The following is a 23,947-nucleotide window of genomic DNA, read 5'->3' on the forward strand; positions in this document are numbered from 1 at the left end:
GAAAATTTCCCGCCTCAGAATAGCACCCGGATTGCACTACCTTTCGTGCAACCGGCGGGAACGGGGAATCCGTGCAGCGAGCGGGGCAAACAGCGCACTCAAGCGCCTGATAATAGGTTACCGCGCAAACGCCCGATCTTCTATGAACAGTGCCTGTGCGCTACCGGGCGCAATGCCCGCTTTCCTGTGCACAAGGTGCTTGTGGACTACCGGGCGCAACGCCCGATCTCCTATGCACGGTGCCTGTGCGCTACCGGGCGCAATGCTGATCGGGGTCTTCGTGCTGGTCGCTCATCCAGCGGTTCATCAGCGTCGCCGCGCACTGGGCGCCGCAGAGATGCTTCACGGTCTTGTCGTGGGAGTGGCTGGTATCGAAGCGGGAGAACTTGATGACCGGGATAGTGTCGTCGGGGGAGGACCCGGGAATACAGTCGCTGAATGAGAGCCACCACAGGTCGCGCTCTCCCTTCTTATTGCCGCAAACGTCACACTCGTAGCTTTCGGTATAGGACATATGGGGGCAACGTATCACAGTGCCCCACGAGGAAACAGCCTCTAAATAAGGATTCCAGCAGCCCGGCGAATATCGATCGGCTCCAGAATCGGGTTGGGATATCCCTTCCGGGCCACCGCCAGCATCGCCTTACCCACCTCGCGGGTGGTGACAATCTGCTTCGGGAACATTCGCATCAGCAGCGGAACAAGCGGACTGACAAGAAGATAGATCGCGTTATAGAGCGGCGTCTTGGTCCTGATGCCGTCCAATGGACGGATCATGCCGGGACGGAACATGAAGGCATCGGCGAAGGGAAGCCGCAGTAGCGCCTCCTCCAGCTCACCCTTCACCCGCGCCCACATGGTGCGGCTATTGACGTCTGTTCCGCTGCCGGAGACATAGCAGAATGTCGCCTGAGGACTCTGTTTCGCCACCAGGGAGGCGATCTTCATTGCCAGGTCATAGGTGATGTAGCGATAGTCCGCCTCCGACATACGAAAGGAAGAGACACCAAGCGGAAAGAAGACCGCATCGAAACTGGTCAACTCGTCGGTCACGGTAGCGATATCGAAGAGGTTGGGCAGCAGAATGTCTTTAAGCTTCGGGTGCTTCTGCGGCAACGGCGACCGCCCAATGGAGACAACCTCTGCCACATCGGCAGCCCGCAAACATTCCAGCAGGATGCCCTGTCCTACCATCCCACTGGCTCCAAAGATCAACACCCGCATATCCAATAGATGTCATCGAGCCTACATATGGACGCAAAAGAAAATGCACGGCTGCTTATTGATATTGATACAGAGATCCGGGTGCCCTATGTCCCGTTTCTGGGACATGGGCATTCGAGCGAAGCTCGAATTGCTTTTGGGGAGCTGTGCAAGCCTCCCCAAAAGCTCATGTCTTCGCGCTTTAACTTCCGACTTGCAACTCGTTCGCATGATCTTTCGCGTATGCCTCCAGTGACAACGCGGGCTTCCCGGTCAACTCCGTTACATCACCCGTCACTCCAGCCATATATCCCGCACGCACCGGGGCGAAGATGGTCGCCAGGAACTTCCCATACTCCTCCGGCACACCGGCCGAGGTCAGCATTGCAATAAACGCCTCATCGCTCATTGCGGTATAGCCGATCTCTTTTCCAGTGGCTTTCGACAGGATCTTTGCAGCCTCGGCATAACTCAGAGCCTCGGGACCGGTCAGGTTGAAGGCACGTCCATCAAACTTATTGGTCGTCAGGGCAGCTACGGCTGAAGCCGCAATATCGCGTGCATCGATGAAGCTGGTCTTGCCATCTCCTGCCGGAAGCTGAATCTGCCCATGGACGATGCCGGCCTTCCAGAAGGTATGGAAGTTATCATCAAACCAGTTGGGCCGCAGAATCACATAGCGTGAGCCCGAAGCTTCGATCTTCCGCTCGATCCTGCGATAAGGAATGCTTTCATCCGCATCCGCTCCCAGCACGCTGAGAAAAACCAGCTTCACCTTCTGTGCGGCAGCTGCGTCCACGACAGGCGCGACAAGGCTGAAGGCATCCGGATATCCGCTGGGGACTAGCAAAAACGCGCGATCCACGCCAGCAAACAGCGCATCGAAGTCCACCGGAGCGCCATACTCAAACGCCACCGGCTCCGCGTCCAGAATTGCTTTGCCCCCGCGAGTGGCTGCTTTCACCCGCTCACCCTTTTCCAGCAGGCCCTTCACTACCGGAACCCCCAGTGTTCCGCTTGCACCAAATACCAGCACCGATCCGCTCATATAAAATCTCTCCTGCCTGGTTTCCTTCAGAAACCAGATATCTGGGAGTAATCTTAAGCTCTCGCGAGATTCGCGCAAGAAGGCACTTTTTTCTTACATGGTTACCGCAAAGAAACCGGCAGCGAAGCCACAGGACCATCGCATTCCCCGGCCCTACGACGTGTACAACAAAGACTGCCCCACGCGCATGGTGCTCGACCGTATCGCCGATAAATGGGCTCTGCTCATTCTGGATTGTCTGCGCGACGGTCCCATCCGCTTCAACCAGTTGCGCCGCGAGCTGACGGGCATCTCGCAGAAGGTGCTCTCCGAAGCTCTGCGCAAGCTGGAACGTGACGGTCTGCTCAAACGCAAGGTCTATCCCACGGTGCCGGTCTCAGTCGAATACTCACTCACCCCACTGGGCACAAAGCTCTCGCATCCTGTAGCAGCGCTAGCGCACTGGGCCGAACAACATATGCCCCTGGTGCTGAAAGCCCAACAGAAGTACGACGCGCTCGCGCAGGAACGCAAGCGTTCTTAGGACCGCCTTCGGCGAGATGGTTGAATCTTTGAATCGTTGAATTGTACTGAGGAGTTGTTCCCATGCTGAAAGTCGCCGTGGCCCAGGCCGGTAGTGTGATGTTCGATACGCCCCGCACAATAGAGAAGGTGGAAATGCTCTCCCGCAAAGCGGCCGCGCAAGGCGGGCAACTGCTGGTGCTTCCGGAGGCCATGCTTGGCGGCTATCCCAAAGGGCTTTCGTTCGGAGCGACCGTGGGCAATCGCACGGACGAAGGCCGCGAACTCTTCCGCCGCTACATGGAAGCCGCGATTCGTTGTCCCGGTCCCGAGACCGCGAAGCTCGAGTCTCTGGCGCATGAATTGAACCTGCACATCGTCACCGGGGCCGTCGAACGTGACGGCAATACGCTCTACTGCATCTCGCTGGTCATCACACCAAATGGCGGCGTTGTCGCCAAACATCGGAAGCTCATGCCTACAGGCAGCGAACGACTGATCTGGGGTTTCGGTGGAGGCGACACCATGCAGGTGGTTCAGACAGAGGTCGGCCGCATCGGTACGGCGATCTGCTGGGAGAACTACATGCCGCTCTATCGGCAACACCTCTACAACCAGGGTGTGGAGCTATGGTGTGCGCCAACCGTGGATGCGCGTGAGATGTGGCAGACCAGCATGCGGCACATCGCATACGAGGGCCGTTGTTTTGTCCTCAGTGCCTGCCAGCAACTGGCGACCTCCGATTGGCCTGTAGACCTGCAGGGAATCGGCGGAGAGATCCACGGTCGAAGTCTCATTGTCTCCCCACGTGGTGAGCTGCTCGGCGGGCCAATGGCAGAACCGGACCTCCTCTTCGCCGATCTCGATCTGGACGAGATCCAACGCGGTAAATTCGACCTCGATGTCGCCGGGCACTACAGCCGCCCCGACATCTTCCGCTTCGAACCACGTTGCGATTAGCGACAAACTGGGTGCCCATGTGCAGATGGATGCACCCATGCAGCACGTCTTCAACTTTCAACTTGCAACTTTCAACGCGTAACTCGCAAAGCGAGTTACACCCCTTCCATTTCCAGCAATCTCTTCTTCCTCTCCACGCCCCACCGATAGCCAGTGAGCTTGCCATCACTCCCAATGACGCGATGGCAAGGAATGGCCACAGCCACTGGATTCGTCGCACACGCACGGGCTACGGCGCGGGTTGCTGTGGGTTGTCCCATGGACTTCGCCACCTCGGCATAGGTACGTGTCTCTCCGCGAGGGATTTCGCGCAGCACCTTCCACACGCGTTGCTGAAAGACCGTCGCCCTCAGGTCCAGCGGCAGATCAAGCTCATGGGGAGCCGACCTTAGCTGTGCCAGGACAAAGCGAACACCCTGTGTCAGCAGCGGATCATCTTCCTCTGAAGCAATCTCTGCATGCGGGAACCGGGCGCGAAGATCAATTTCTAATTGATATGCCGAGTCTCCGAAAGCGATGGAGCAGATGCCCTTATCGGTTGCCGCCACCAGCACCAGACCAAGCGAGCACTCGCTGGTGATAAAGCGGATCGTCAGTCCCTGTGCTCCTCGTCCTGCCTCGCCCGGCGTCATACCCAGAGCTTCCGCAGCCTGGTACATGCGACTCGGCGAAGAGAAGCCTGCTTCATAGGTCGCGTCTGTCACCCGTCCCTGGGGCAGGTGTTTGCGCAGGCGTTCCAGCTTCTTTGCTGCCGCGAACTCCTTCGGCGTGACGCCGAGAATGCGTTTGAAATTCTTCTGCAGCGAGAAGGGGCTGGTTTTGGTAATCCGGGCTAGCTCATCCAGCGTGACCGTTTCGTCGCTGTGGCTGGCGAGATACGCCGCCGCGCGGCTGACCGGCTCGGCAAAGCGATCATGCGGACGCTCTGTCGGCCGGCAGCGCTTGCAGGCGCGGAAGCCCGCTGCCGCAGCCTGGGCGGTGCTGTCAAAGAAGCGGATCTGCGTGCGATTGGGCCTGCGGCTGGGGCAGGACGGACGGCAGAAAATCCCGGTCGACTGCACGCCGTAGACAAAATCGGCGGTAGCGTCGCGGTCGAGCACCTGCTTCCAGCGGGTGTCTTCGATCGTTGTCGGGACTGCAGCCGGGGTGGAGGGGCGAACTGCCATAGCGAGGTTCATGTCAGTATCCTGCAACGATCAGCCAGATGGCCACATCCCGTTTCTTGCCGGCAAAGTCCAACGAAGGCGAATTTGTCGGACGGGCCCTGGCATCTAACGGCGCAGTATGTGCCGCCGAGTCGTCCTTGCCGTGCTGTTGTGGTGTGCCGTACTTCCCGCTGTAGCGCAACGGGAAGAGACGGTGCGTGTCGATGCCCATGCCGAGGCCAAACCCTTTCCCCACTTCTGGGAAGAGATGTTCGGCTCCGGTCGTGCGATTCTTTCGCTTCGCCAGAGCTACCGGGATGACCTCGCCGCGGTCCACGCTGCTACCGGGGTGAAGTACATCCGCTTCCACGCTATCCTGCACGACGAGCTGGGTGTCTATGACGAGGACAGACACGGCAATCCGGTCTACAACTTCAACTACATCGATCAGGTCTACGATGGTCTGCGCGCTGCAGGCGTCCGTCCGGTGGTTGAGCTCAGCTTTATGCCGAAGAAGCTGGCCTTCAACCCCGACGCACTGCATCCCTTCTGGTACAAGCAGAATGTCTCTCCGCCTAAAGACATCAAGCTCTGGAACGACCTAATGACAGCGCTCGCCCGGCATCTGGTGGAGCGTTACGGCATCGACGAGGTGGCGCAGTGGTACTTCGAAGTGTGGAACGAACCCAATATCGACTTCTGGGGTGGCGTTCCCCGTGGCGAAACCTACTTCGATCTCTACGCCAACACCGCGCGATCTCTGAAAGCCGTGAATTCACGCCTTCGTGTCGGAGGTCCGGCAACCGCCGCCGCAGCCTGGATTCCGGAGTTCCTCGTCTTCTGTTCCCGGAACCACGTTCCGGTGGACTTCGTCTCGACCCACGGCTATGCAGATGAGCCTGTGAAGCGCCTGCTCGGCACCGACGAGGTGATTGCGCCGGAAGATCGCGTCGCTGCCGCTGTCGCAAAAGTGCGGCGCCAGATCGACTCTTCGCCCATGCCGCATCTCCCCTTGCTTTGGACCGAATGGAACGTCTATCCCGCTCATAATGCGCGCGAGACGCCATATGTCGGCCCTGCGCTGGCGAATACCATTCGCGAGAGCGATGGCAACGTCGACTATCTCTCCTTCTGGACCTTCTCTGAGGTCTTTGAAGAGGGAGGTCCGGCGCGGGCTCCCTTTACGCAGTTCGGCATCCGTGCGATGGGTGGGATCAACAAACCCGCTTTCTATGACTTCGCGCTGCTGCATAAGCTCGGCGACCAGCGCATCCCCAACCCGTCGAAGAACGCGATCGTCACTCGTCAGCCGGACGGCCGATTGGCCATCGCTCTATGGAACCTGGTTGATCCCGAGACGCAGCCGCAAGATAGTACGGTTATCTTGCAGGTCCAGGGTGTCAATGCGAACGCCGAGGTCAGCATCCAGCGTGTCGATGAGACGCATAGTAACGTTGCGCCCTTCTACAAAGCGATGGGAAGTCCGGTAAGCCCTACGGCCGCCCAGGCGGCGGAGCTCAACAGCAAGACCGCTCTCGAAGAGCCCGAGCATATGCGGTTGACGAACGGCGCTGTTCGTCTGCAGCTCACGCCAAATGCGCTGCTTCTGGTGACGGTTGGGAAATAGATGCATCCTCTTCGCGGCGGCGGGCTTCTAACGAGATCAAACACGTCTGTTTCGGAAATTCTTACTCCCAGCGCGAGGGAACATGGCTTCAGCCGCCGCTACGGTGGACCAATCCAGCGTCGTCACCCAGGGGGTAAACCCGTGGCTCATTGCCGCGTCGGTGATGCTGGCCACCTTCATGGAGGTTCTGGACACCTCCATCGCCGCTGTCGCGCTGCCTTATATTGCAGGATCGCTATCGGCTTCGACCGATGAAGCCACCTGGGTGCTGACCAGCTATCTGGTGTCGAATGCGATCGTTCTGCCGGCCTCCAACTGGTGCAGCCTTCGTTTCGGACGGAAACGCTTTCTCATCTCCTGCGTCACCATCTTCACGATTGCCAGCTTCTTCTGCGGAGCGGCTCCGAGTCTTGCGCTCATGCTTCTGGCTCGTGTGATTCAGGGTGCCGGCGGGGGAGCGCTGCAACCTCTCTCGCAGGCCATCCTGCTCGAGTCATTCCCGCCGGCGAAACGAGGCGCGGCAATGGCTGTGTTCGCACTCGGTGTCGTCGTCGCTCCTGTCATCGGTCCCACGCTCGGCGGCTGGCTGACCGATACGTACTCCTGGCGATACGCCTTCTACATCAATATTCCAGTCGGCCTTCTGGCGGTCTTCATGATCGGCCGCTTCGTGAAGGATCCCCCTTACATCGCCAAGGCGAAGGTGCCACCGTTCGACATGATCGGCTTCGGCACCCTCTGCGTCTGGACCGGTTGCCTCCAGATCATTCTCGATAAGGGACAGGAAGACGATTGGTTCGGAGCTATCTGGATTCGTTGGGCCGCTACATTCCTGGTGGTTTCGCTGATCTGGTTCATCATTCATTCCTGGCGGGCACGTGAGCCGCTTGTCTGCCTTCAGATTCTGAAGAACCGTAACTTCGGCGTGGGCTGCCTGCTGATTCTGCTCTTCGGCATGGCCATCTATTCGACGGTAACCGTGCTTCCGCTCTTCTACCAGGAGTTGCTGGGCTATACCGCCTTTACCGCGGGTCTCGTTGTGGCTCCGCGCGGACTTGGGGCGATCTTTGGTTCATTCCTGGTGGGTCAGATCTCGTCGAAGATCGATAACCGCGTTCTGCTAACGCTCGGGTTCCTGGTTTTCGGACTGACGACGCTTTACTTCGGCAACATTACTCTGGAGATCTCGCCGACCACACTCTTCTGGCCCATTGTCATCACCGGTATCGCCCTGGCCTTCGTCTTTGTGCCCATCAGCACTATGGCCTACGGGACGTTACGCAACGACCAGATCGGCAACGCCTCCGGACTTTTCAACCTGATGCGCAATGTCGGTGGCTCTATCGGTATCTCGATCGCGCAAACACTGCTGGTGCGCCGTGCCGCTCTCCATCAGAACGAGATCACGAACTATGTCCCGATTACCGGCGCTCAATTCCAGCAGGCCGTGCAGTCGCTGCAGAGGGTGCTGGCAGGCTCCTTCCTTGGCCCGGCCAATGCCGCTACCGGAGCCAACGCTAATCTCTATCAGCAACTTATCCGGCAGGCCATGTACTGGTCGTTCGTCGATGTCTTCCGGTTACTGTCGTTGCTGTGCCTGGCCTGTGTCGTTATCGTGTGGTTCTTCCAGAAGGTCAAAGGAAAGGGGCCACCGGCCGGGGCGCACTAGTAAGTGTTCTCCTTGGGGTATAGAGATTGATTCTTTGCGAGGCCCGGATGCTCCTTCCATTACACCAAACGACCCAACTGTTCGGTTCAGACTCCCTTTTTACAGATCTATAGCGATGGGAGGATACCTCTAGGTTCGCGCCTGCGGCGCGAATGCCTTGCTCCGGGGCCCCCGGCCAGCTCTGCTGGCTGGGGTGGTTAAGGGGACGGCTTCAGCCGTCCCGTACTGAGCCCAGAAGAAATGCGGCTTTAGCCGCTGAGGTCATGGTTTGGTACCTCAGCGGCTAAAGCCGCGTTTCTTGCCAACTTTATACGGCACGGCTGAAAGCCGTGCCCTTAAGCAAAACAGGGGTCCTCAATCTTAAAGTTCGTGCATAAATCATGAAGAGCTTTGCCTTCCGAAGCGTTGAAAGAGCAGGTCCTTCGCTTCCTGCACCAGCCAGCGAAGCTGGCCGGGACCCCGTTCGCTCGGGATGACAAGATTTATGACGAGAACTTCTGAGACATCACACTAGCGACTAGAATGTTGCCCGATGACTCCCGCCGATTTCCGCAGGATCGCGCTCTCACTTCCCGGCGCCGAAGAAGGCTCGCATATGGGCGCTACTGATTTTCGTGTCGGTGGACGTATTTTTGCGACACTCGCCGCCGAGGCAAAGGGTTATGGCAACCTGATGCTTGACCCGGAGACGCAGCAGCCCCTGGTGGAAGCGCTCCCCGAGATTTTTCTGCCCGTTCCCGGTGGCTGGGGACGCAATGGAGCCACCCACATGGTGCTGGCAGCAGCCAGTGAAGACCAGATCCGCGGAGCATTGATGACAGCACACCGCCTGCGCGTCGCGAAGAATGCGAAGACCGCGAAACCGCGCTCCCGCAAAAAGCTTGATTGAGAATTAACTTGACTGAGAATTAACTTGCCCGGGGCTGCGCGGCAGGAGCACTCTTCCCGCATGGCAAAGCTACCCTTCGTACACCTTGAACTGACGACGCCGGATCTGGCCGCAGCAAAGGCTTTCTACGGCGAGTTATGCGGATGGACCTATCAGGATCACCAGATGCCCGTTGGGGTCTACTCCATCTTCCAGACCGACTCCGGCCCGGGGGGCGGCATGTTTACCATGCCCGGAGCTCCCACCCAGTGGACCCCCTACATCGGCGTAGAAAACCTGAAGGAGTCGACCGATAAGGCTGTCTCTCTTGGCGCGAAGCTCCTGCATGGAGATACGGTGGAGGGAATGGGCGCCTTCTCGATCCTGCTTGATCCCACCGGTGCGATGTTTGCCCTTTGGGAACCGAAAAAAGCCTAGAGCTACTCTAGGTGCATCGACAAATTCCAGATAGCCGATACTCTGGGCGCCCATCCATCGCAATGTGATCGGTGGGATGTTCGAGCGAAGCTCGAATCGGTGGGACCCCGCTGCTCCCACCAGTTTCGGTCATGCTGTGTCAGATCAACTGAATTTGTCGATACGCCCTAGCAACAGGGAAATGCTCTACTCGTCGTCCAGCGAGACCTTTGCCTCGCCATCGCGAAGCGAGGTGGCCATAAACTGTGGCCGCCTCCGAGTCCTCTTTTTTGCGGGTGCGGGCGTCGACGGCTTGGGGTCAAGACGATAGACGATGAGCAGGTTGCGCTCCGGGTCGTCGAGGGCTGGGTATTCGGCCACCCGCGTTAGCTTATATAGCGGCGACAGGGCGTCCATCTTGTCATCCTCCACCAGGTTCCAGGTGATGAACCATCCAGGTTTATAGGCGGCGACACGCTGGTCGAGCGCCATAGTGCCGAAGTCGTCGCAGATGGCCGGCAACCCGGTCATCAAGGCAAGGTTCGATCCGGAGATGGAGAGGACCAGATGGTTTCCTCGCGGGTCTGCGTCAATCAAGGATCGGATGCGGCGCGCCGCATTCAGGTAGGTGTACTCCGGCGTGCGCACATAGTGGATCGTCTTTGCCGCATGCAGCACGGCGACGATCGCCAGTGCCGCAGCAGCAGCGCCACGTACCATCGCACGGTCCTCAGAGAGCAGTGTCAGAGAGATGGCCAACAGGATTGTTAGCGGAACCGCCACGACCAGGTAATACCTGGGCTGAAGATTGTTGTGATACGCCAGGAAAAAGAAGTAGCCGCCTACCCATAACAAAAGCGAGACATATAGCGGGTTGCGCCAGACCTTCCGATGGGTTACGACCACGGCCGCAAGCGCGACGGCAACCAGGAAGTAGGAGGCCCGTCCCATCCACATGCCGTCGCGGAAGGTATTGGCGATCACCTTCCACAAAGGCTCTTTATCGAAGCTGGTGTATTGGTTTGCGCTGAACAGGTAGCGGTAGTCGGCCAGGTAATGTGGCCGGACGAAGAGCAGGAAGTATCCGCCCCAGATCGCGGCGGCAATTACGCCTGCCGGCAGGGCAAACCGCAGCGCCACTCGCCAGTTGTATTCAGACTGCGCAAAGACCATCCAGAAGATAGCAGGGAGCAGAAAGACTGCCGTCGTCTTGGTCAGCACCATGAGGGGCAGAATGATGCCAAGAGCCAGCACCGGCAGCCATCGCGCGCGTCCCGTTGCTGCCGGCTGCAGGAAAGATCCTGCGTACAGACCGAGCAGGGTAAGCAGGATGAGCAGCGGTTCCAGGATGGCGAGCCGGCTGAATGCGTAGATGAACGGACTTACCGTCAGAAGCAAGACCGCTATCGCAGGCACCAGCGAGCCCTGGCGCATACGGCGAAGCAGCAGATAGGTCACGATAAGGATGCTGCCGAAGACTCCAATCGCCAGGCCGCGTGCCGTGGCCAGGCTGACGCCGAAGATGGAGAAGACGATGGCTTCCAGAAGGGGCCAGACGGGGAGTGCGACGGCAGGATTGAAGTCGCCTGAGACGTACCAGTTCCCGCGCAGGAAGTAGCGGATAGCGGCATCGCCGTACCAGCCTTCGTCCGTGTACTTGGCCCAGTCCATCCAAGGGGAGTGGTTGGGGAAGTCAGCAGTCGGGTGTACGGCGTGCAACGCGAAGAACATTGCCGCGACAGCCAGCAGGGTTCCACGAAGAACACGGTAATTTCCGTTCACGTATGGGATTTTAACGGATCATCCTGGCAGTCCATATAGCCGTCTCCAGAAGTGCGGTGCAGGCAGCAGCTTTTGCCGTGAAATGTCGTCTTAGAAAATTTCCCTGTTGCCGGGTATCCCGGAAGGGAGATAGCAACGCTGGAAGCTTACGCGGGTGAGAAGCGACGAGTCCCTATTCGTATGCGAGTGCTTCGATGGGATCTTTTGCCGCAGCTTTCAGCGCCGGATAGAGCGCGCCGAAGAGAGCTCCAGCGAGTGCCAGAAGAGTTGCAATGACGATCCAATGTCCGGTCAGCTCGAAGTCCATGGTGGGGAACTTCGCATGCAGACCTGCCCGGATGCCGAACGTCGCAGCAATGCCCAAAGCGATGCCGCAGATCGCGAGCAGACTGCTTTCGCGGAGGACGATGCCGACGATGGTTGCTCTGGAGGCGCCGAGCGACTTCAGGATGCCGATTTCGCGGGTGCGTTCCATGACCGCGGTGTACATGGACTGAAAGATCACGAGGAAGCCAATGATGATCGCGATGCCAATGACGGTGCGAAGGCCCACGTTGAAGCCCGGGTACTTATCGGGCGCCAGGCTGGAGAGCAGCTCTTCCATGGTCTGAACGTCATATTGTTCCATGCCCGGAGTCGCCTTGATCTCAGCGCGAACGGCGTCGCTGTTTTTGATGTCGTCGAGTTTGAGATAGAAATAGCTGGCCTTGCCCTCGGTACCGATCAGCTGTCCCATGGTGTCAAGCGGGATAAACTTGCGGCCACCCTTGCCATGCTCGACGATGCCGCTGATATGAAAGGTGTGGTTGAGGATCTCGATGGGGTCACCCACCTTCCTCCCCTTTCCACGGGCAGCTTCGTAGTCGTCAATGACGGCGTCATCCGGACCCTGGAAGGGGCCTCCCGCGATAAAGGTGAACGGGCGGAGAGCGTCATAGCTCTTAAAATCGATGCCGTAGATATTTTCCAGCGTCGCCCCGGAGGAGAGCTTGATATTGACCGGTGCAGCCACCGTGACATGCGGGAGTGCACGCAGGACATCCGCAACCTTGATGGAAGCCGCGGCGCCGCTCACGCCGATCAGATTGGATGCCGTACCGGGATGCGTCACCATGTCAGCGCCAATGCCGCTGGTCCTTACCTTCTGTCCATTCAGCATGCCGAACATGATTGCCGCGATGGACAGGATCATGATGACTTCAATGGCCACGGCGAAGACGCTGATCAGCGAGCGTAGCGGCCTGTGGACGAGGTTTCCAATAACCAGCTTATTCATGCTTTTGCAGTGTATCGCCTTAGAGCGTTTTCCCTGTTACGAAGTATCCCGGAAGGGGAGTACAGCGGCGTTTTCATTGGGGAAAACGCCCATAAATGCGGCAGCCCTAGCTTACATCTACAGGGAAAATGCTTTAATCGCATTTTCCCTGTTACTGGGTATCCCGGAAGGGGAGTACAGCAGCGTTTTCATTGGGGAAAACGCCCATAAATGCGGCAGCCCTAGCTTACATCTACAGGGAAAATGCTCTAGCTTTGCGTTTCACGAACGAATCCTGGCTGCCTGCGGCCTTGCATGATCGCTGTGCGACTGCGCGGGAGCAGCAGGCCGCCGATGAGTGGAAGTACATATACGGTGAAATAGGCGAGCCCGATCAGCACAGGCGTCATGAACGTGACCATCGAAGTAGGCGTATCAAGCAGGCCTTCATTGGCGCCATGCGCAGAAACCAACGTATATAAGAGGCCCCAGGGGGTCTCGCGAACGTCGCCTCCCACCGAATCGATGACCGCAAACACGATGATGTAGATGAAAGGACAGACGAAGAAGAGGCTGTTCCAGCCGTCCATCCCAAATGCCTCTGTAACTGGCGAAAACGAGACGCCTGTCGTGACGTCATCGTCGGCAAGTACTCCGATGCGATGGGCGTAAAAATTCCCCCAGGTTGTCAAGGGCTTATCGGGCCATAAAAAGTGAGGCACTGCGTTGTACAAGTACGTCCAAAGCGGGGTGTAGCCGAGTTTGCCGTCGTTAATGACCGTTTCGAGCATGGCGTCATCCCAGCTGATCATCTGGAGGCGCTCGAGAAATGCTCCCACTGGTGCGTCGTAAAACAGCGGTTCGTTTTCCTTGCTCTTCGTGTCGCCTGCTTCTGAAGAGAGTTCGGCTCGAAATTCGTCGATACGGGAGAGGTTGTTGATTGCTTTATCGACAGCGCTGCCTGGGGTAAATCTGTCATTACGGCCTCCCTGCGCATATGGCACCAGGTAGTACACGATTCCTGCGCCCGCGATGAGGAGGAAAGCGATCTGCCGGATAGAGAGCCTGCCGCCGCTGGCGGCCACAGCGATCAGCCAGGCGACAAGGCCCGCCAGCATTCCTTCTTTGGAGTACATCAGAATGCCGACGGACACAAAGGTGTAAGCGCCGGCGAAGACTGCAATTAAGCTCACATTCTTGCGTCCTCCGCTGCGCTTGACTGTGTCGTACGTACTGATCAGGATGGCAAGAGGTAGGAAGCTGTTCAGACGATGCAGCGCACTGGCAAAGGAGCCATTTTCAAGGCCGGAGATCGCTGAGAAGATATCAATGCCGACGGCGATGATGATGCAACCGATGGTCGCCTGCCGGGCGCTGGCGGGTGTAATGAGGCCGCTGAGAATGGCAGGTTTTTTGGTCAACGGCCGCTTCACATACACAGCAACCAGCAGGACGAAGACGAAGCCGACGTTGGCCAGGATGGTGGTTTCAGGCACACGCAGCCTGCTGTCAGCCGCTTCCCACAAGATGGCCTTCATCACAAAACCAAGCAACGCTGTCAGGACGACATGGAAGAAGATGTAGCCGCCGCTTGGCGTCGACAGACCGCCTGCTGCATTGAAGGCCAGGGTCGCGACCATAACGTATGCAAATACGCCCAGCGCGAAAAAGGTCGATGTACCCTGAAGTACTTCGAGGAGGCAGAGCACGATGGCGAACAGGATTGCGCCCCACAGGGGAACCTTGGTTGGGAAGGGGATTCGCACGCTACTGCTAGTCTAGTCGATAGAGCGGGGCTTCCTCTTTTGACTCGGTAGGATTCTGTCTCTATGCTCAAGAAAATAATATTCGGGTGACGGGGAGACCATGGTGAACGGATCCATGGCTGGATTCGGAGAGCAACTGCGGCGTGCACGTGCGGAACGTGGAATCTCGCTGGAAATGATCTCCGAGAGGACAAAAATTGCTGTCCGCCATCTGGAATCCCTGGAAGAGGATCGTTTCAAAGACCTGCCTGGCGGAGTGTTCAACCGCGGCATGGTGCGCAGCTATGCTCGCGTGGTCGGCCTCGATGAGCAGGAATGGCATGACCGCTTTATGGAGAGCTATCGCAGTAGTGGCTCTCTAAAGCACGATGACGCCGACTGGCTCGCATTTACCGAAAATATGGCGAACCCCGATCAGGCCGCTGATCCCGCAATTCGACTACGGTGGGCCGGCGTTGGGCTGATGGGGCTCCTGTTCCTGTTCCTGGCGGCGCTGGCATGGTATCTGCTTAATCGCCGTCTTTGATCAGCGAAGTGATCGTTTCCCCATCAGCCGCACAAAATCTTCGTTGACAATCCTGTTACGGCATATTCAACTGCTTGCAACAGAAGGACCATCCTCGCGGCGCAGCCAAAACCTCTGAATGGCGCGTCAGCACCCCTATTCCCAACTTAGTTGTTTTTGTTTGGCGATTCCTCTTTTGTTCGCCATTTCGAGGAGGCAGTTCCACTATGAAGCGCATTTTGCAGTATTTGTGTACCGTCGCGGCTGTACTGCTGCTGACCGGTATGCCCGCCTTGGCGCAGTCCGTGACAGGCAGCATCAGCGGTACGGTGACCGATCCAACCGGAGCAGTGATTCCGGGTGCGACGGTCACTCTTACCAATACCGACACCAATCAGATCATCCGCACCATCACTACCGGGAACTCCGGTACTTATTCCGCAACCTCTCTGCCATTGGGTACCTATACGGTAGTGATCGAGGGCCCAGGCTTCTCCAGGCAGGTCGTCAACAAACTCGTGCTCCACGTCAACGATGCGTTGACCGTGAACGGTGCTCTCAAGCCAGGATCGACGGCAACCACCGTGGAGATTTCTGCCGATCAGGTTCAGCTTAACTTCGAGAATGCAACTGTGGCATCTCTGATCAACGGGGTGCAGATGAAGGAACTGATTCTGAATAACCGCAACTACGAGCAACTCCTGGCACTTCAACCGGGCGTAGTTTACGGCGGCACCAGCGATCAACTCTATATCGGTAACTCGCTGCCGAGCGGAACGACGGCGACGGTGGCCTTCTCTGTCAGCGGGAACCGCTCTTCCACGAATAATTGGACGATTGACGGCACCACGAACGTTGATCGTGGATCGAACCTGACGCTGCTTAGCTATCCCAGTGTCGACGCTATCGCCGAGTTCAAAACGCTACGCAACACCTATACGGCGGAGTTCGGCGGCAGCGTTGGCGGTCAGGTCAACGTTGTTACCCGCGGCGGGTCGAATAAGTTTCATGGCACGCTGTACGAGTTCTTCCGCAACGATGTCTTCAATGCGAACAACTACTTTTCCAAGCTCAACGGTACAGTCCGCGCTCCGCTTCGTTACAACGACTTCGGAGGTACGGTCGGCGGTCCGATCTGGCGAGATCACACCTTCTTCTTCTTCTCCGGCGAATATCGCCGCGTCATCAATTACTCGCCGCTGACGCAGAATGGTGTTCCAACCGCTGCTGAGCGTCAGGGCAACTTCGGTTCCAGTACAGTCTGTACCCGCGTCAATATCGTCAGTGCGTCGAGCGCCAACTGCGGTAGCACTGGTACGGTGGTTCCTACCAGCAACATGGATGCGACTGCCCTTGCATATGTAAAGGACATGTTCAATCCAGATGGCAGCAAGGTGCTTCTGCCGAATGCGCCAGCACTGGGGCCGAACTACATCATCTCCAACCAGCGGGCGCTCTATAACGAGAATCAGGAGATTGCTCGTATTGACCATACGATCGGCAAAGTTCTGCTAACCGGCCGCATGATCTATGACGAGATTCCGACCCTCGAGCCGGGTGGCGCGTTTACCAATGCCTCCAGCCTTCCGGGCAATGGAAACACACTTAACCAGAGCAACACGAACTCCCCCGGACATAACTATCTTGGACGTGCCACGTGGACGGCGACTCCGACTCTGGTTGTCGAAGGTGGTTATGACTATAGCTACGGCGCAATCCTGAGCACGCCAAGTGGATATATCTCGCAGAAGGCCTCCCCGGATATTCAACCGACCCTGCCTTTTGCGACAACTCTGGGAATTGTCCCCACCTTCACCATGACCGGCGCAGTCGCCGGTACAAGCTCGGGGCAGTACAACGTTCTTAGCGTGGACCACAACGTCTTTGGACAAGTGACCAAGAACTTGGGCCGTCAAACGTTGATTGGAGGCGTTACGTATCACAACTACATGAAGACGGAGAACGCGACGATCAGCAATGCCGGCGTCTTCGGATTCACAGACGCTTTCAACCCGAACACGACGACTACCAAGAACTATCAGCAGTCGTTTGCCAACTTCCTTACCGGTTACGCCGCCAGCTTCAGCCAGGCGAGTATCGCGCTGACCCCAAAGTTGAAGGCAAATATGATCGAGTGGTTTGTACAGGACAACTACAAACTGCGTCCTAATCTGACGGTAAACCTGGGTGTGCGTTATAGCTACTTTGGCCAGCCAGTTGACCAGAACCACCTGCTGTCAAATTTTGATCCTTCGCAATATGTCGCGGCTAATGCTCCGGCTCTCGATACGAACGGTCAGATCTGCGTGACGGGCGCGGCTTGCGCCGGTGGTACGACACCCAACCCCAGCTATGACAGGCTGAACGGAATCATTCTGGGTAATGGCGGTACGAATGGCCATCAGTCACCGTACGGAGCTTCGGTCAGCCCTTCCAAGAAGATGAACTTCGCTCCGCGCATCGGTGCTTCCTGGTCGCCGTCTGGATCGGGCAAGACTGTTATCCGCGCGGGCTATGGAATCGCTTATGACGCGACGTTGTTTGGCACATACGAGCAGAACAGCTTCACGAATCCACCGTATGTGACTTCGCTCTCGTATACGAATGTTCGTCTGAATAACCCCGCCGCCAGTTCGCCGACGACAACCACGACGCCATCACCAAGCGCTCTGCGTGCTACAGATCCGAACTTCCGGGTTCCGTATACGCAGCAGTGGTCGTTCGGCATCCAGCAGGAGTTGGCGAGTAATATGGTCCTCTCCGCGGATTATGTCGGTAACCATGGCGTTCATCTGCAGGGCATCGTGGACATCAACGAGGTAACGCCGGGCGCTTACACGCAGGCCCCGCTTAATTTGGCTCCAAATGCGCCTACGTTCACCTCGTCGGCTTCAGAACTGGTGCTGAACCGGATTCGCCCGTACAGGGGCTACAACGCCATCAATATGGTGAAGACGGATTTCGGTTCAAACTACAGTGGTCTGCAAGTGCAATTGCAGAAACGCTTCAAGGGTGCGAATCTGATCGACTTCAACTACACCTGGTCAAAGGCCTTGACCGACAACCAGACGGACCGTTCGACCGCAATTCAGGATCGTACGAATCCGCGCGGCGAATACGGCCGCAGCCAGATCGACCGTCGCCATGTCTTTACCGCAGACTTCGTTTATGAATTGCCGTTCTATCGTGATCAGCAAGGATTTACCGGTCATCTGCTCGGTGGATGGCAGTTTACCGGCATCGTCGCGATGAACGGAGGCCTGCCGTTCACGGCCTCGACCAGCAATCTGGATCCAGGTGGTCTCGGCTTCCTTGGCGCCAGCTCGGCCGGCGGACGTCCTGACCAGGTTGCCGACGCGAATTCTGGTCCCGGCCTCAAGACGCGACAGAAGTGGTTCAATACGGCTGCGTTTGCTCCGGTTCCGGTAGGTCAGGCGCGTCCCGGCAATGCCCGCCGCGGCACCATCAATGGACCTGGATTCCAGCGCTGGGATCTTGGTTTCATGCGTAACTTCAAGCTGTCGGACGGCTTCCGCGGCTCGGACCATCGCATTGATCTGCAGTTCCGCGCGGAAAGTTATAACACCTTCAATCACACCAACTGGGCTTCCATCGGAGGGACAATCTCAAACACGGGGCAGACCACGGCTGGTACGAATTACGGTGTCATTACCTCAGCGCGCGATCCCCGTATCTTGCAGGTGGCATTGAAGTTGAACTACTAGCGACGTCTCTTCATCAGACGTCAGTACGGCGGCTGCTTCGGCGGCCGTCGTTCTTTTTACAGGGAAATGGCTCCGTTCGGCGGCCCAAAAGCCCCACTCGCTGCAAATCTGACCCGAAATGGGGCACAACCGCGTAAAATGAACAGTGCATCACACGAGCTGCAACGCGGCATTGGAGGAAGTAGTTTTGGCGACACGCGACCGTTTTCTGTTTACCAGTGAGTCCGTAACCGAGGGACACCCTGACAAGATTGCCGATCAGGTATCGGATGCAATCCTGGACGCCTGCCTTGCGCAGGATCCCTATAGCCGTGTCGCTTGTGAGACCCTCACCTGCACCGGTCTGGTGATGGTTGCCGGCGAGATCACGACCAAGGCGTATGTCGACTTCCAGACCATCGTCCGCAACACGGTCAAGGCTATCGGCTACGACGATGCCCTGAAGGGCTTCGACTGCCAGACCTGCGCCGTCATCTCCTCGATCAACAGCCAGTCGCCTGACATCGCCCAGGGTGTGGACACCGGCGGGGCCGGCGACCAGGGCATGATGTTCGGCTATGCCACCAACGAGACGCCGGACTTTATGCCGACCCCGATCTCGCTGGCGCACAAGCTCTCGTTCCGCCTCTCCGAGGTCCGCAAGAACGGCCTGATGCCGTATCTGCGTCCCGACGGCAAGAGCCAGGTTACGGTCGAGTATGACGAGAACCATAAGCCCGTCCGTGTAGACGCGGTGGTTATCTCGACCCAGCATGCTGAGTTCAAGGATCGTGATCCGAATTCGACGCTGACCAATGAGCAGCTTCATGCCGACATTCTGAAGAACGTCATCCAGGCGGTCATTCCCGCCGAGCTGCTGGATGCCGACACCAAGTATCACATCAACCCGACCGGCCGCTTCGTTATCGGCGGACCGATGGGTGACTCGGGCCTGACCGGCCGCAAGATCATCGTCGACACCTATGGCGGCATGGGCCGTCACGGCGGCGGCGCCTTCTCCGGTAAGGACGCAACCAAGGTCGACCGTTCAGCCGCTTACATGGCCCGTTATATCGCCAAGAACATCGTCGCTGCCGGTCTGGCCGACCGCGCCGAAGTTCAGCTTGCTTATGCGATCGGCGTCGCCGAGCCGGTTTCGGTTCTGGTGGATACCTTCGGCACCGGCAAGGTCTCCGAGGCGAAGATCACTGAGGCTGTCCGTGCGAACTTCTCGCTGACGCCGAAGGGCATCATCGAGACCCTCGAGCTTCGCCGCCCGATCTTCAAGCAGACTGCCGCCTACGGCCACTTTGGCCGCACCGGCGATGCGTTCACCTGGGAGAAGACCGACAAGGCTGCCGCTCTGAAGGCTGCCGTACAGCAGGAAGCGGTCGCCAGCAAGTAATGGAATGATGGAATAAGGAATGATGCAATAAGTAAAAGCGCCGCGCGAGCGGCGCTTTGCTTTTGGTAGGCTTTCACGCTCCGCGTAAGGCTATATCTATCGTGTCGCGTTCATCACGCCATTCTGACCGGCATGGTAGGTTGAAGTATGCCCAAGACCGAGGTTCAGCCGCCGACGGTTTCCGGCGATAGCGGCTCCGGCAGAAAGCGCAAGCTTCTCTTCTGGGTGCTGTGTATTGCCGGCTGCTTCCAGTTCGCACAGGGATTTTCCATCACTCTGGCGCCCGCGTTTACCCTGCAGGATTTCGCCTATGGTCACGTTGAGAGCCCGTACCGCCGGCGCATCTTCATGGAGTGGGTCTACCGGGCATTTCTGCAGCTGCATGGTACCCGGATGTTTCATCTGGGCAAGCGCACCTTTACTCCGGAGCAGCAGGTTCTGTTTCTTACCGGCTTCGTGGCGTCAATTCTGATGGTTGTGGTGACCTGGACGCTGATCCGCCACCTGCTGGGACGCCAGACCCCATGGCAATGGATCTCTCTGGCCTCCATCTATATGCTCGATACCCATGAGTTGCTCTCCTTCGATATCCGGGCACAGTTTCCTTATGATCTGACCACGCCGGTATTTTTCGGGACTGGATTGTATGCCCTGATCAGCCGTAAGCGATGGCTTTATTACGTGGCTTTTCTGGTTGGAACGCTGAATCGCGAGACGACGATGTTCCTGCCGCTGCTGTTTGTTGTCTGCTCCTTGCCGGAGGAGTTTTCCTTGCGCCAGGCATGGCGGCAAATTCGTCCTCTTGTATTAGTCGAGGCAGCCGCTCAGTTGGTGGTATGGCAGCTGATGGTGATGTGGTGCGAGCAAATGACCGGAGGACACGGTACCGGCATAGTGATCTCCTGGCGGAACAATCTGCATATCGTCTCCAACCCAACGCACTGGCCTCTCTTTGCCAGCATCTTCGGTTTTCTCTGGATCCCTCTGGTCCTGTTTCGTGACAGAGTTTCGGATATACGGCTGCGCCGCTGCGCGTATCTGCTTCTGCTCTGGGTCGCAGTGATGTTCTATACCGGGGATCCGCTGGAGATCCGTTTATATAACGAATGGATTCCTTACATGACGGTGTGCCTGGCGCTGATTCTCAGCAACAGCGTGCTTATCGTTAGACGAGGGAATGCGGCAGCCGACCGGCCTGCGCAGGCGGCTGAGACTATGATTGCTCATTCGTGAGCGAGTGAATGGCGATGCATGGGGGAGAGTTTGTCGCGCCGTTGTTAGCGCTAACTCGGCTGATTCCTCTGAAATGGCGGAAAAACGAGTGCTCAACAAATGGTGGCTCCATTCGGTACAATCCTCTCGTTCTAGAAGGAGAAATCGTTTTTCTTATGAAGCTCCGCATCCTGGCTGCCCTACCTCTCTTTGCGACGGCTCTGTTGGCTCAGAAGCCCGGTGACAAGTACTTCACGAACTGGCCGGAAAATACCGACCCCAAGATTGTGGGAAAGAAGCTGGCCGACCATTTTGTTGTGAGCCCTCACCAGTACACGGCGACGATCCACTACTCAGAGGTCGGGGCATGGTACGGATCGCTGGAGTTCTCGAAGCTCACGAACGACACGGAGCTCCGTGACAAGCTGGTCAAGAAGTTCGAGCCGCTGATGCCTGGCGGCGCCGAGGAGTCCCGTATTCCGCAACGTCGCCACGTGGATGACTCAATCTTCGGCATCGTGCCCATCGAGATCGGCATCCTGACCAAGGACGAGAAGTATGCCAGCTACGGCAAGAGCTGGGCTGACCGTCAGTGGGAGAATCCCCAGCCGGACGGTCTTTCTGCCGAGACCCGCTACTGGATCGATGACATGTATATGCTCACCATCCTGCAGCTTCAGGAGTATCGCGCTTCGGGCGATAAGAAGTACCTGAACCGCACGGCAAAGGAGATGGTGAGCTATCTCGATAAGCTGCAGCAGCCGAACGGTCTCTTTTACCATGCGCCCGATGTGCCCTACTTCTGGGGACGTGGTGATGGCTGGGTTGCTGTTGGTATGGCCGAGATGCTGCGGGACCTGCCTGACAATCACCCGGATCGCGCCCGCATCCTGAAGGGCTACAGGCTGATGATGGCCGGCCTTCTGAAGTACCAGGGCAAGGATGGCATGTGGCGTGAGCTGATCGACAAGGACGATGCCTGGCCGGAGAGTTCGAGCTCGGCAATGTTTACCTACGCCTTTATCACCGGTGTGAAGAACGGCTGGCTGCCGGAGGCTGAGTATGGTCCTGCGGCTCGTAAGGGATGGATCGCCGTTGCTGGTTATATCGACCAGAACAGTGACATTACGCAGGTGTGCGAAGGCACGGGCAAGAAGAATGATCTTGCCTACTACTACGCTCGCCGCCGCCGCACGGGCGACTTCCACGGCCAGGAAGCCGCCATCTGGTGCACCAACGCACTGCTGCGGTAGATGAGTAGAGTTGAAACCAGGAGCCTTCGATGAAGAGGCTGGTCGTTTCTAGATGTGAACCGGTTCTCGTACAGTCTCCCAGCCGCCGCCAGCGGAGGCTGGGAGCCATCAGTAAGCAGGGCAACCAGTTCATGCGCCAGCTGCTGGTTGAAGAGCGTCGCCGGCTCGAGTGCCGTCTCTTCAAATAATGAGTGTTAAAAGCTGATAGGTAGAGCGGTAAAGGGTAAGCCGGGGTCAGCTATACTTGAGGAACGTCGCTCCCCAATCCAAATTCAGAGGCATCAGGTCTCCATATGAGTGCTGAACTGAGGCAGAAGTCTGTGTCCACATTTGGTCCTATCGACTTCAAGAACCGCATGCCGGCTCTGGATGGTCTGAGAGCGATGGCCATCACCATGGTTTTTTTGGAGCATTACGCCGGAGGGTCGCACGGCGGCGTGCTGCTGCGGATTGTGAACATGGTGCGCGGACACCTGGGGGTTGGTGTCGACCTGTTCTTTGTACTCTCCGGATTTCTGATTACCGGTATCTTGTACGACACGCGGGAAGACAGCTACTATTTCAAACGTTTTTTCGCCAGGCGAGCCGTCCGTATCTTCCCTGTCTACTACGGCATTTTTGCGGTGATGGGCCTGCTGACTCTTATCTTTCATTACCGCTGGTATTGGCTGCAATCCACATTCTTCGTGTATCTGGGAAATTTCTTCGGGAACTGGGACCCCCGGCTGTACAACCTGGTTTCGCCGACCAATCCCCGAGCTAATATTCAGTTCGGTCACTTCTGGTCGTTGTGCGTCGAGGAACAGTTCTACCTCGTCTGGCCATTTGTGGTTTGGATGATACGCGACCGGGTCCGGCTGATTCGGATCGCAGGTTTGATCTCCGTATTTGCGCTGCTTGCCCGGGTTGCCATGTTCTGGCTATTCAGTCCTGAGATAGCAGAGCGGTGGGTCGTTCGGGCATTGCCGTTCCGCGCGGACGCCCTTCTGATCGGCGCGATTCTGGCGCTACTCTTACGTGGGGAGCGCGCTGCTATCTGGCAGCGCCGCATGACAGGAGTGTTTGCCGTTTCCTTGCCTGTGAGCGTCCTCATTCTGGCAATGCCTCATGCATGGCCAAACCCCTGGGAATACACGCTGGGAATGATGTTTATCGCGCTCGCTTCGGCAGGTTTGATCGCCATGACGATTCGGACCGGCACACGTACTTTCCGTCTGTTCAATCTCCGTGGACTACGCGTGATCGGGAAGTACAGTTACGGTTTCTATGTCTTTCACTACCTCTTTGCGCAGGCGTGGATCGGCCTGCTGGTTCTGCTGGGCGACAGATTCCATTCCTTGGCCAAGGCAGGTTTGATCGCAATTCCGCTAAATTACGTCGTTACATTCCTTGCGGCGAAGTTCAGCTACGACTTGTTTGAGTCAAAGTTCCTGAAGCTCAAACGCCACTTCGAATACGATCTCGAGCAGAAGACTCACCAGCATGCATTCCGGTAGGTTCCGGCACATAATCTGGGTGGACACACCCGTTCCTGTAACTTCAACGAGCAAATTCGTCCAGGACACTGATACCAGGGTCTGATGCCTCTGAATTAACAGAGAAAGAACGAGTGAAGCTGTGCTTCACT

Annotated in this window: 20 protein-coding genes; 13 read left to right on the forward strand and 7 right to left on the reverse strand. The window is 57.4% G+C overall.

All coding sequences use genetic code 11. The features are described from left to right. Positions 1–250 precede the first annotated feature (250 nt). The 3 genes from OHL21_RS08635 to OHL21_RS08645 form a co-directional block, all read right to left on the reverse strand. Positions 251–514, reverse strand: a complete 264-nt coding sequence (locus OHL21_RS08635) for a hypothetical protein (RefSeq protein ID WP_263416853.1) — start codon at positions 512–514, stop codon at positions 251–253. A gap of 41 nt (positions 515–555) precedes the next feature. After that, positions 556–1,224 (reverse strand): Rossmann-fold NAD(P)-binding domain-containing protein, encoded by a 669-nt coding sequence (locus tag OHL21_RS08640; protein ID WP_263416854.1) that lies wholly within the window; start codon positions 1,222–1,224, stop codon positions 556–558. 181 nt (positions 1,225–1,405) lie between these two features. Beyond that, on the reverse strand, positions 1,406–2,251 hold the full coding sequence (locus OHL21_RS08645) for an SDR family oxidoreductase (RefSeq protein WP_263416855.1): 846 nt from the start codon (positions 2,249–2,251) through the stop codon (positions 1,406–1,408). A 97-nt stretch (positions 2,252–2,348) separates the two neighbouring features. On the opposite strand from OHL21_RS08645, the gene OHL21_RS08650 reads away from it, so the two are divergent. Together OHL21_RS08650 and OHL21_RS08655 are read left to right on the forward strand one after the other, a co-directional pair. Further along, complete coding sequence (locus tag OHL21_RS08650) at positions 2,349–2,774, forward strand: winged helix-turn-helix transcriptional regulator (RefSeq protein ID WP_263416856.1); 426 nt, start codon at positions 2,349–2,351, stop codon at positions 2,772–2,774. Between the two features lie 62 nt (positions 2,775–2,836). Beyond that, positions 2,837–3,712: a carbon-nitrogen hydrolase family protein gene (locus OHL21_RS08655; RefSeq protein WP_263416857.1), complete on the forward strand. Its 876-nt coding sequence runs from the start codon at positions 2,837–2,839 to the stop codon at positions 3,710–3,712. Positions 3,713–3,807: 95 nt separating this feature from the next. Here the strand turns inward: OHL21_RS08655 and ada are convergent, their stop codons facing one another. Then, on the reverse strand, positions 3,808–4,890 hold the full coding sequence (ada, locus tag OHL21_RS08660; RefSeq protein ID WP_317889966.1) for a bifunctional DNA-binding transcriptional regulator/O6-methylguanine-DNA methyltransferase Ada: 1,083 nt from the start codon (positions 4,888–4,890) through the stop codon (positions 3,808–3,810). Between the two features lie 106 nt (positions 4,891–4,996). On the opposite strand from ada, the gene OHL21_RS08665 reads away from it, so the two are divergent. The 4 genes from OHL21_RS08665 (at position 4,997) to OHL21_RS08680 (ending at position 9,459) form a co-directional block, all read left to right on the forward strand. After that, positions 4,997–6,484 carry a GH39 family glycosyl hydrolase gene (locus OHL21_RS08665; protein WP_263416858.1) on the forward strand — a complete coding sequence of 496 codons (1,488 nt, stop codon included), beginning with the start codon at positions 4,997–4,999 and terminating at the stop codon, positions 6,482–6,484. Positions 6,485–6,566: 82 nt separating this feature from the next. Beyond that, positions 6,567–8,153 (forward strand): DHA2 family efflux MFS transporter permease subunit, encoded by a 1,587-nt coding sequence (locus tag OHL21_RS08670; protein WP_263416859.1) that lies wholly within the window; start codon positions 6,567–6,569, stop codon positions 8,151–8,153. 532 nt (positions 8,154–8,685) lie between these two features. Then, positions 8,686–9,042 (forward strand): MmcQ/YjbR family DNA-binding protein, encoded by a 357-nt coding sequence (locus OHL21_RS08675; RefSeq protein ID WP_263416860.1) that lies wholly within the window; start codon positions 8,686–8,688, stop codon positions 9,040–9,042. A 60-nt stretch (positions 9,043–9,102) separates the two neighbouring features. Further along, on the forward strand, positions 9,103–9,459 hold the full coding sequence (locus OHL21_RS08680; protein WP_263416861.1) for a VOC family protein: 357 nt from the start codon (positions 9,103–9,105) through the stop codon (positions 9,457–9,459). Between the two features lie 186 nt (positions 9,460–9,645). On the opposite strand, the gene OHL21_RS08685 is transcribed toward OHL21_RS08680, so the two are convergent. The 3 genes from OHL21_RS08685 to OHL21_RS08695 all read right to left on the reverse strand — a co-directional run bounded on the left by OHL21_RS08685 (position 9,646) and on the right by OHL21_RS08695 (position 14,241). Continuing rightward, on the reverse strand, positions 9,646–11,220 hold the full coding sequence (locus tag OHL21_RS08685) for an ArnT family glycosyltransferase (protein ID WP_263416862.1): 1,575 nt from the start codon (positions 11,218–11,220) through the stop codon (positions 9,646–9,648). Positions 11,221–11,392: 172 nt separating this feature from the next. Further along, positions 11,393–12,496 carry an ABC transporter permease gene (locus OHL21_RS08690; RefSeq protein ID WP_263416863.1) on the reverse strand — a complete coding sequence of 368 codons (1,104 nt, stop codon included), beginning with the start codon at positions 12,494–12,496 and terminating at the stop codon, positions 11,393–11,395. A gap of 248 nt (positions 12,497–12,744) precedes the next feature. After that, a complete protein-coding gene (locus OHL21_RS08695; RefSeq protein WP_263416864.1) occupies positions 12,745–14,241 on the reverse strand; it encodes a hypothetical protein in 1,497 nt (498 codons plus the stop codon). A gap of 100 nt (positions 14,242–14,341) precedes the next feature. Here OHL21_RS08695 and OHL21_RS08700 point away from each other — a divergent pair, with 100 nt between their 5' ends. From OHL21_RS08700 to OHL21_RS08730, 7 genes are all read left to right on the forward strand, one after another. Further along, a complete protein-coding gene (locus OHL21_RS08700) occupies positions 14,342–14,767 on the forward strand; it encodes a helix-turn-helix domain-containing protein (protein WP_263416865.1) in 426 nt (141 codons plus the stop codon). A 206-nt stretch (positions 14,768–14,973) separates the two neighbouring features. Next, complete coding sequence (locus tag OHL21_RS08705) at positions 14,974–18,471, forward strand: TonB-dependent receptor (protein WP_263416866.1); 3,498 nt, start codon at positions 14,974–14,976, stop codon at positions 18,469–18,471. Between the two features lie 187 nt (positions 18,472–18,658). Further along, positions 18,659–19,855: a methionine adenosyltransferase gene (metK, locus tag OHL21_RS08710; RefSeq protein ID WP_263416867.1), complete on the forward strand. Its 1,197-nt coding sequence runs from the start codon at positions 18,659–18,661 to the stop codon at positions 19,853–19,855. Between the two features lie 147 nt (positions 19,856–20,002). Next, a complete protein-coding gene (locus OHL21_RS08715; RefSeq protein ID WP_263416868.1) occupies positions 20,003–21,088 on the forward strand; it encodes a hypothetical protein in 1,086 nt (361 codons plus the stop codon). Between the two features lie 155 nt (positions 21,089–21,243). After that, the gene (locus OHL21_RS08720; protein ID WP_263416869.1) at positions 21,244–22,320 is read left to right on the forward strand and encodes a glycoside hydrolase family 88/105 protein; all 1,077 of its coding nucleotides are present in this window, start codon (positions 21,244–21,246) and stop codon (positions 22,318–22,320) included. A gap of 29 nt (positions 22,321–22,349) precedes the next feature. Beyond that, positions 22,350–22,508, forward strand: coding sequence for a hypothetical protein (locus OHL21_RS08725; RefSeq protein WP_263416870.1), 159 nt, complete (start codon positions 22,350–22,352; stop codon positions 22,506–22,508). Between the two features lie 132 nt (positions 22,509–22,640). Further along, positions 22,641–23,816, forward strand: coding sequence for an acyltransferase family protein (locus tag OHL21_RS08730; RefSeq protein WP_263416871.1), 1,176 nt, complete (start codon positions 22,641–22,643; stop codon positions 23,814–23,816). The last annotated feature ends 131 nt before the right edge of the window (positions 23,817–23,947 follow it).

It is taken from the genome of Terriglobus albidus, from assembly GCF_025685425.1.
GTDB lineage: Bacteria > Acidobacteriota > Terriglobia > Terriglobales > Acidobacteriaceae > Terriglobus > Terriglobus albidus.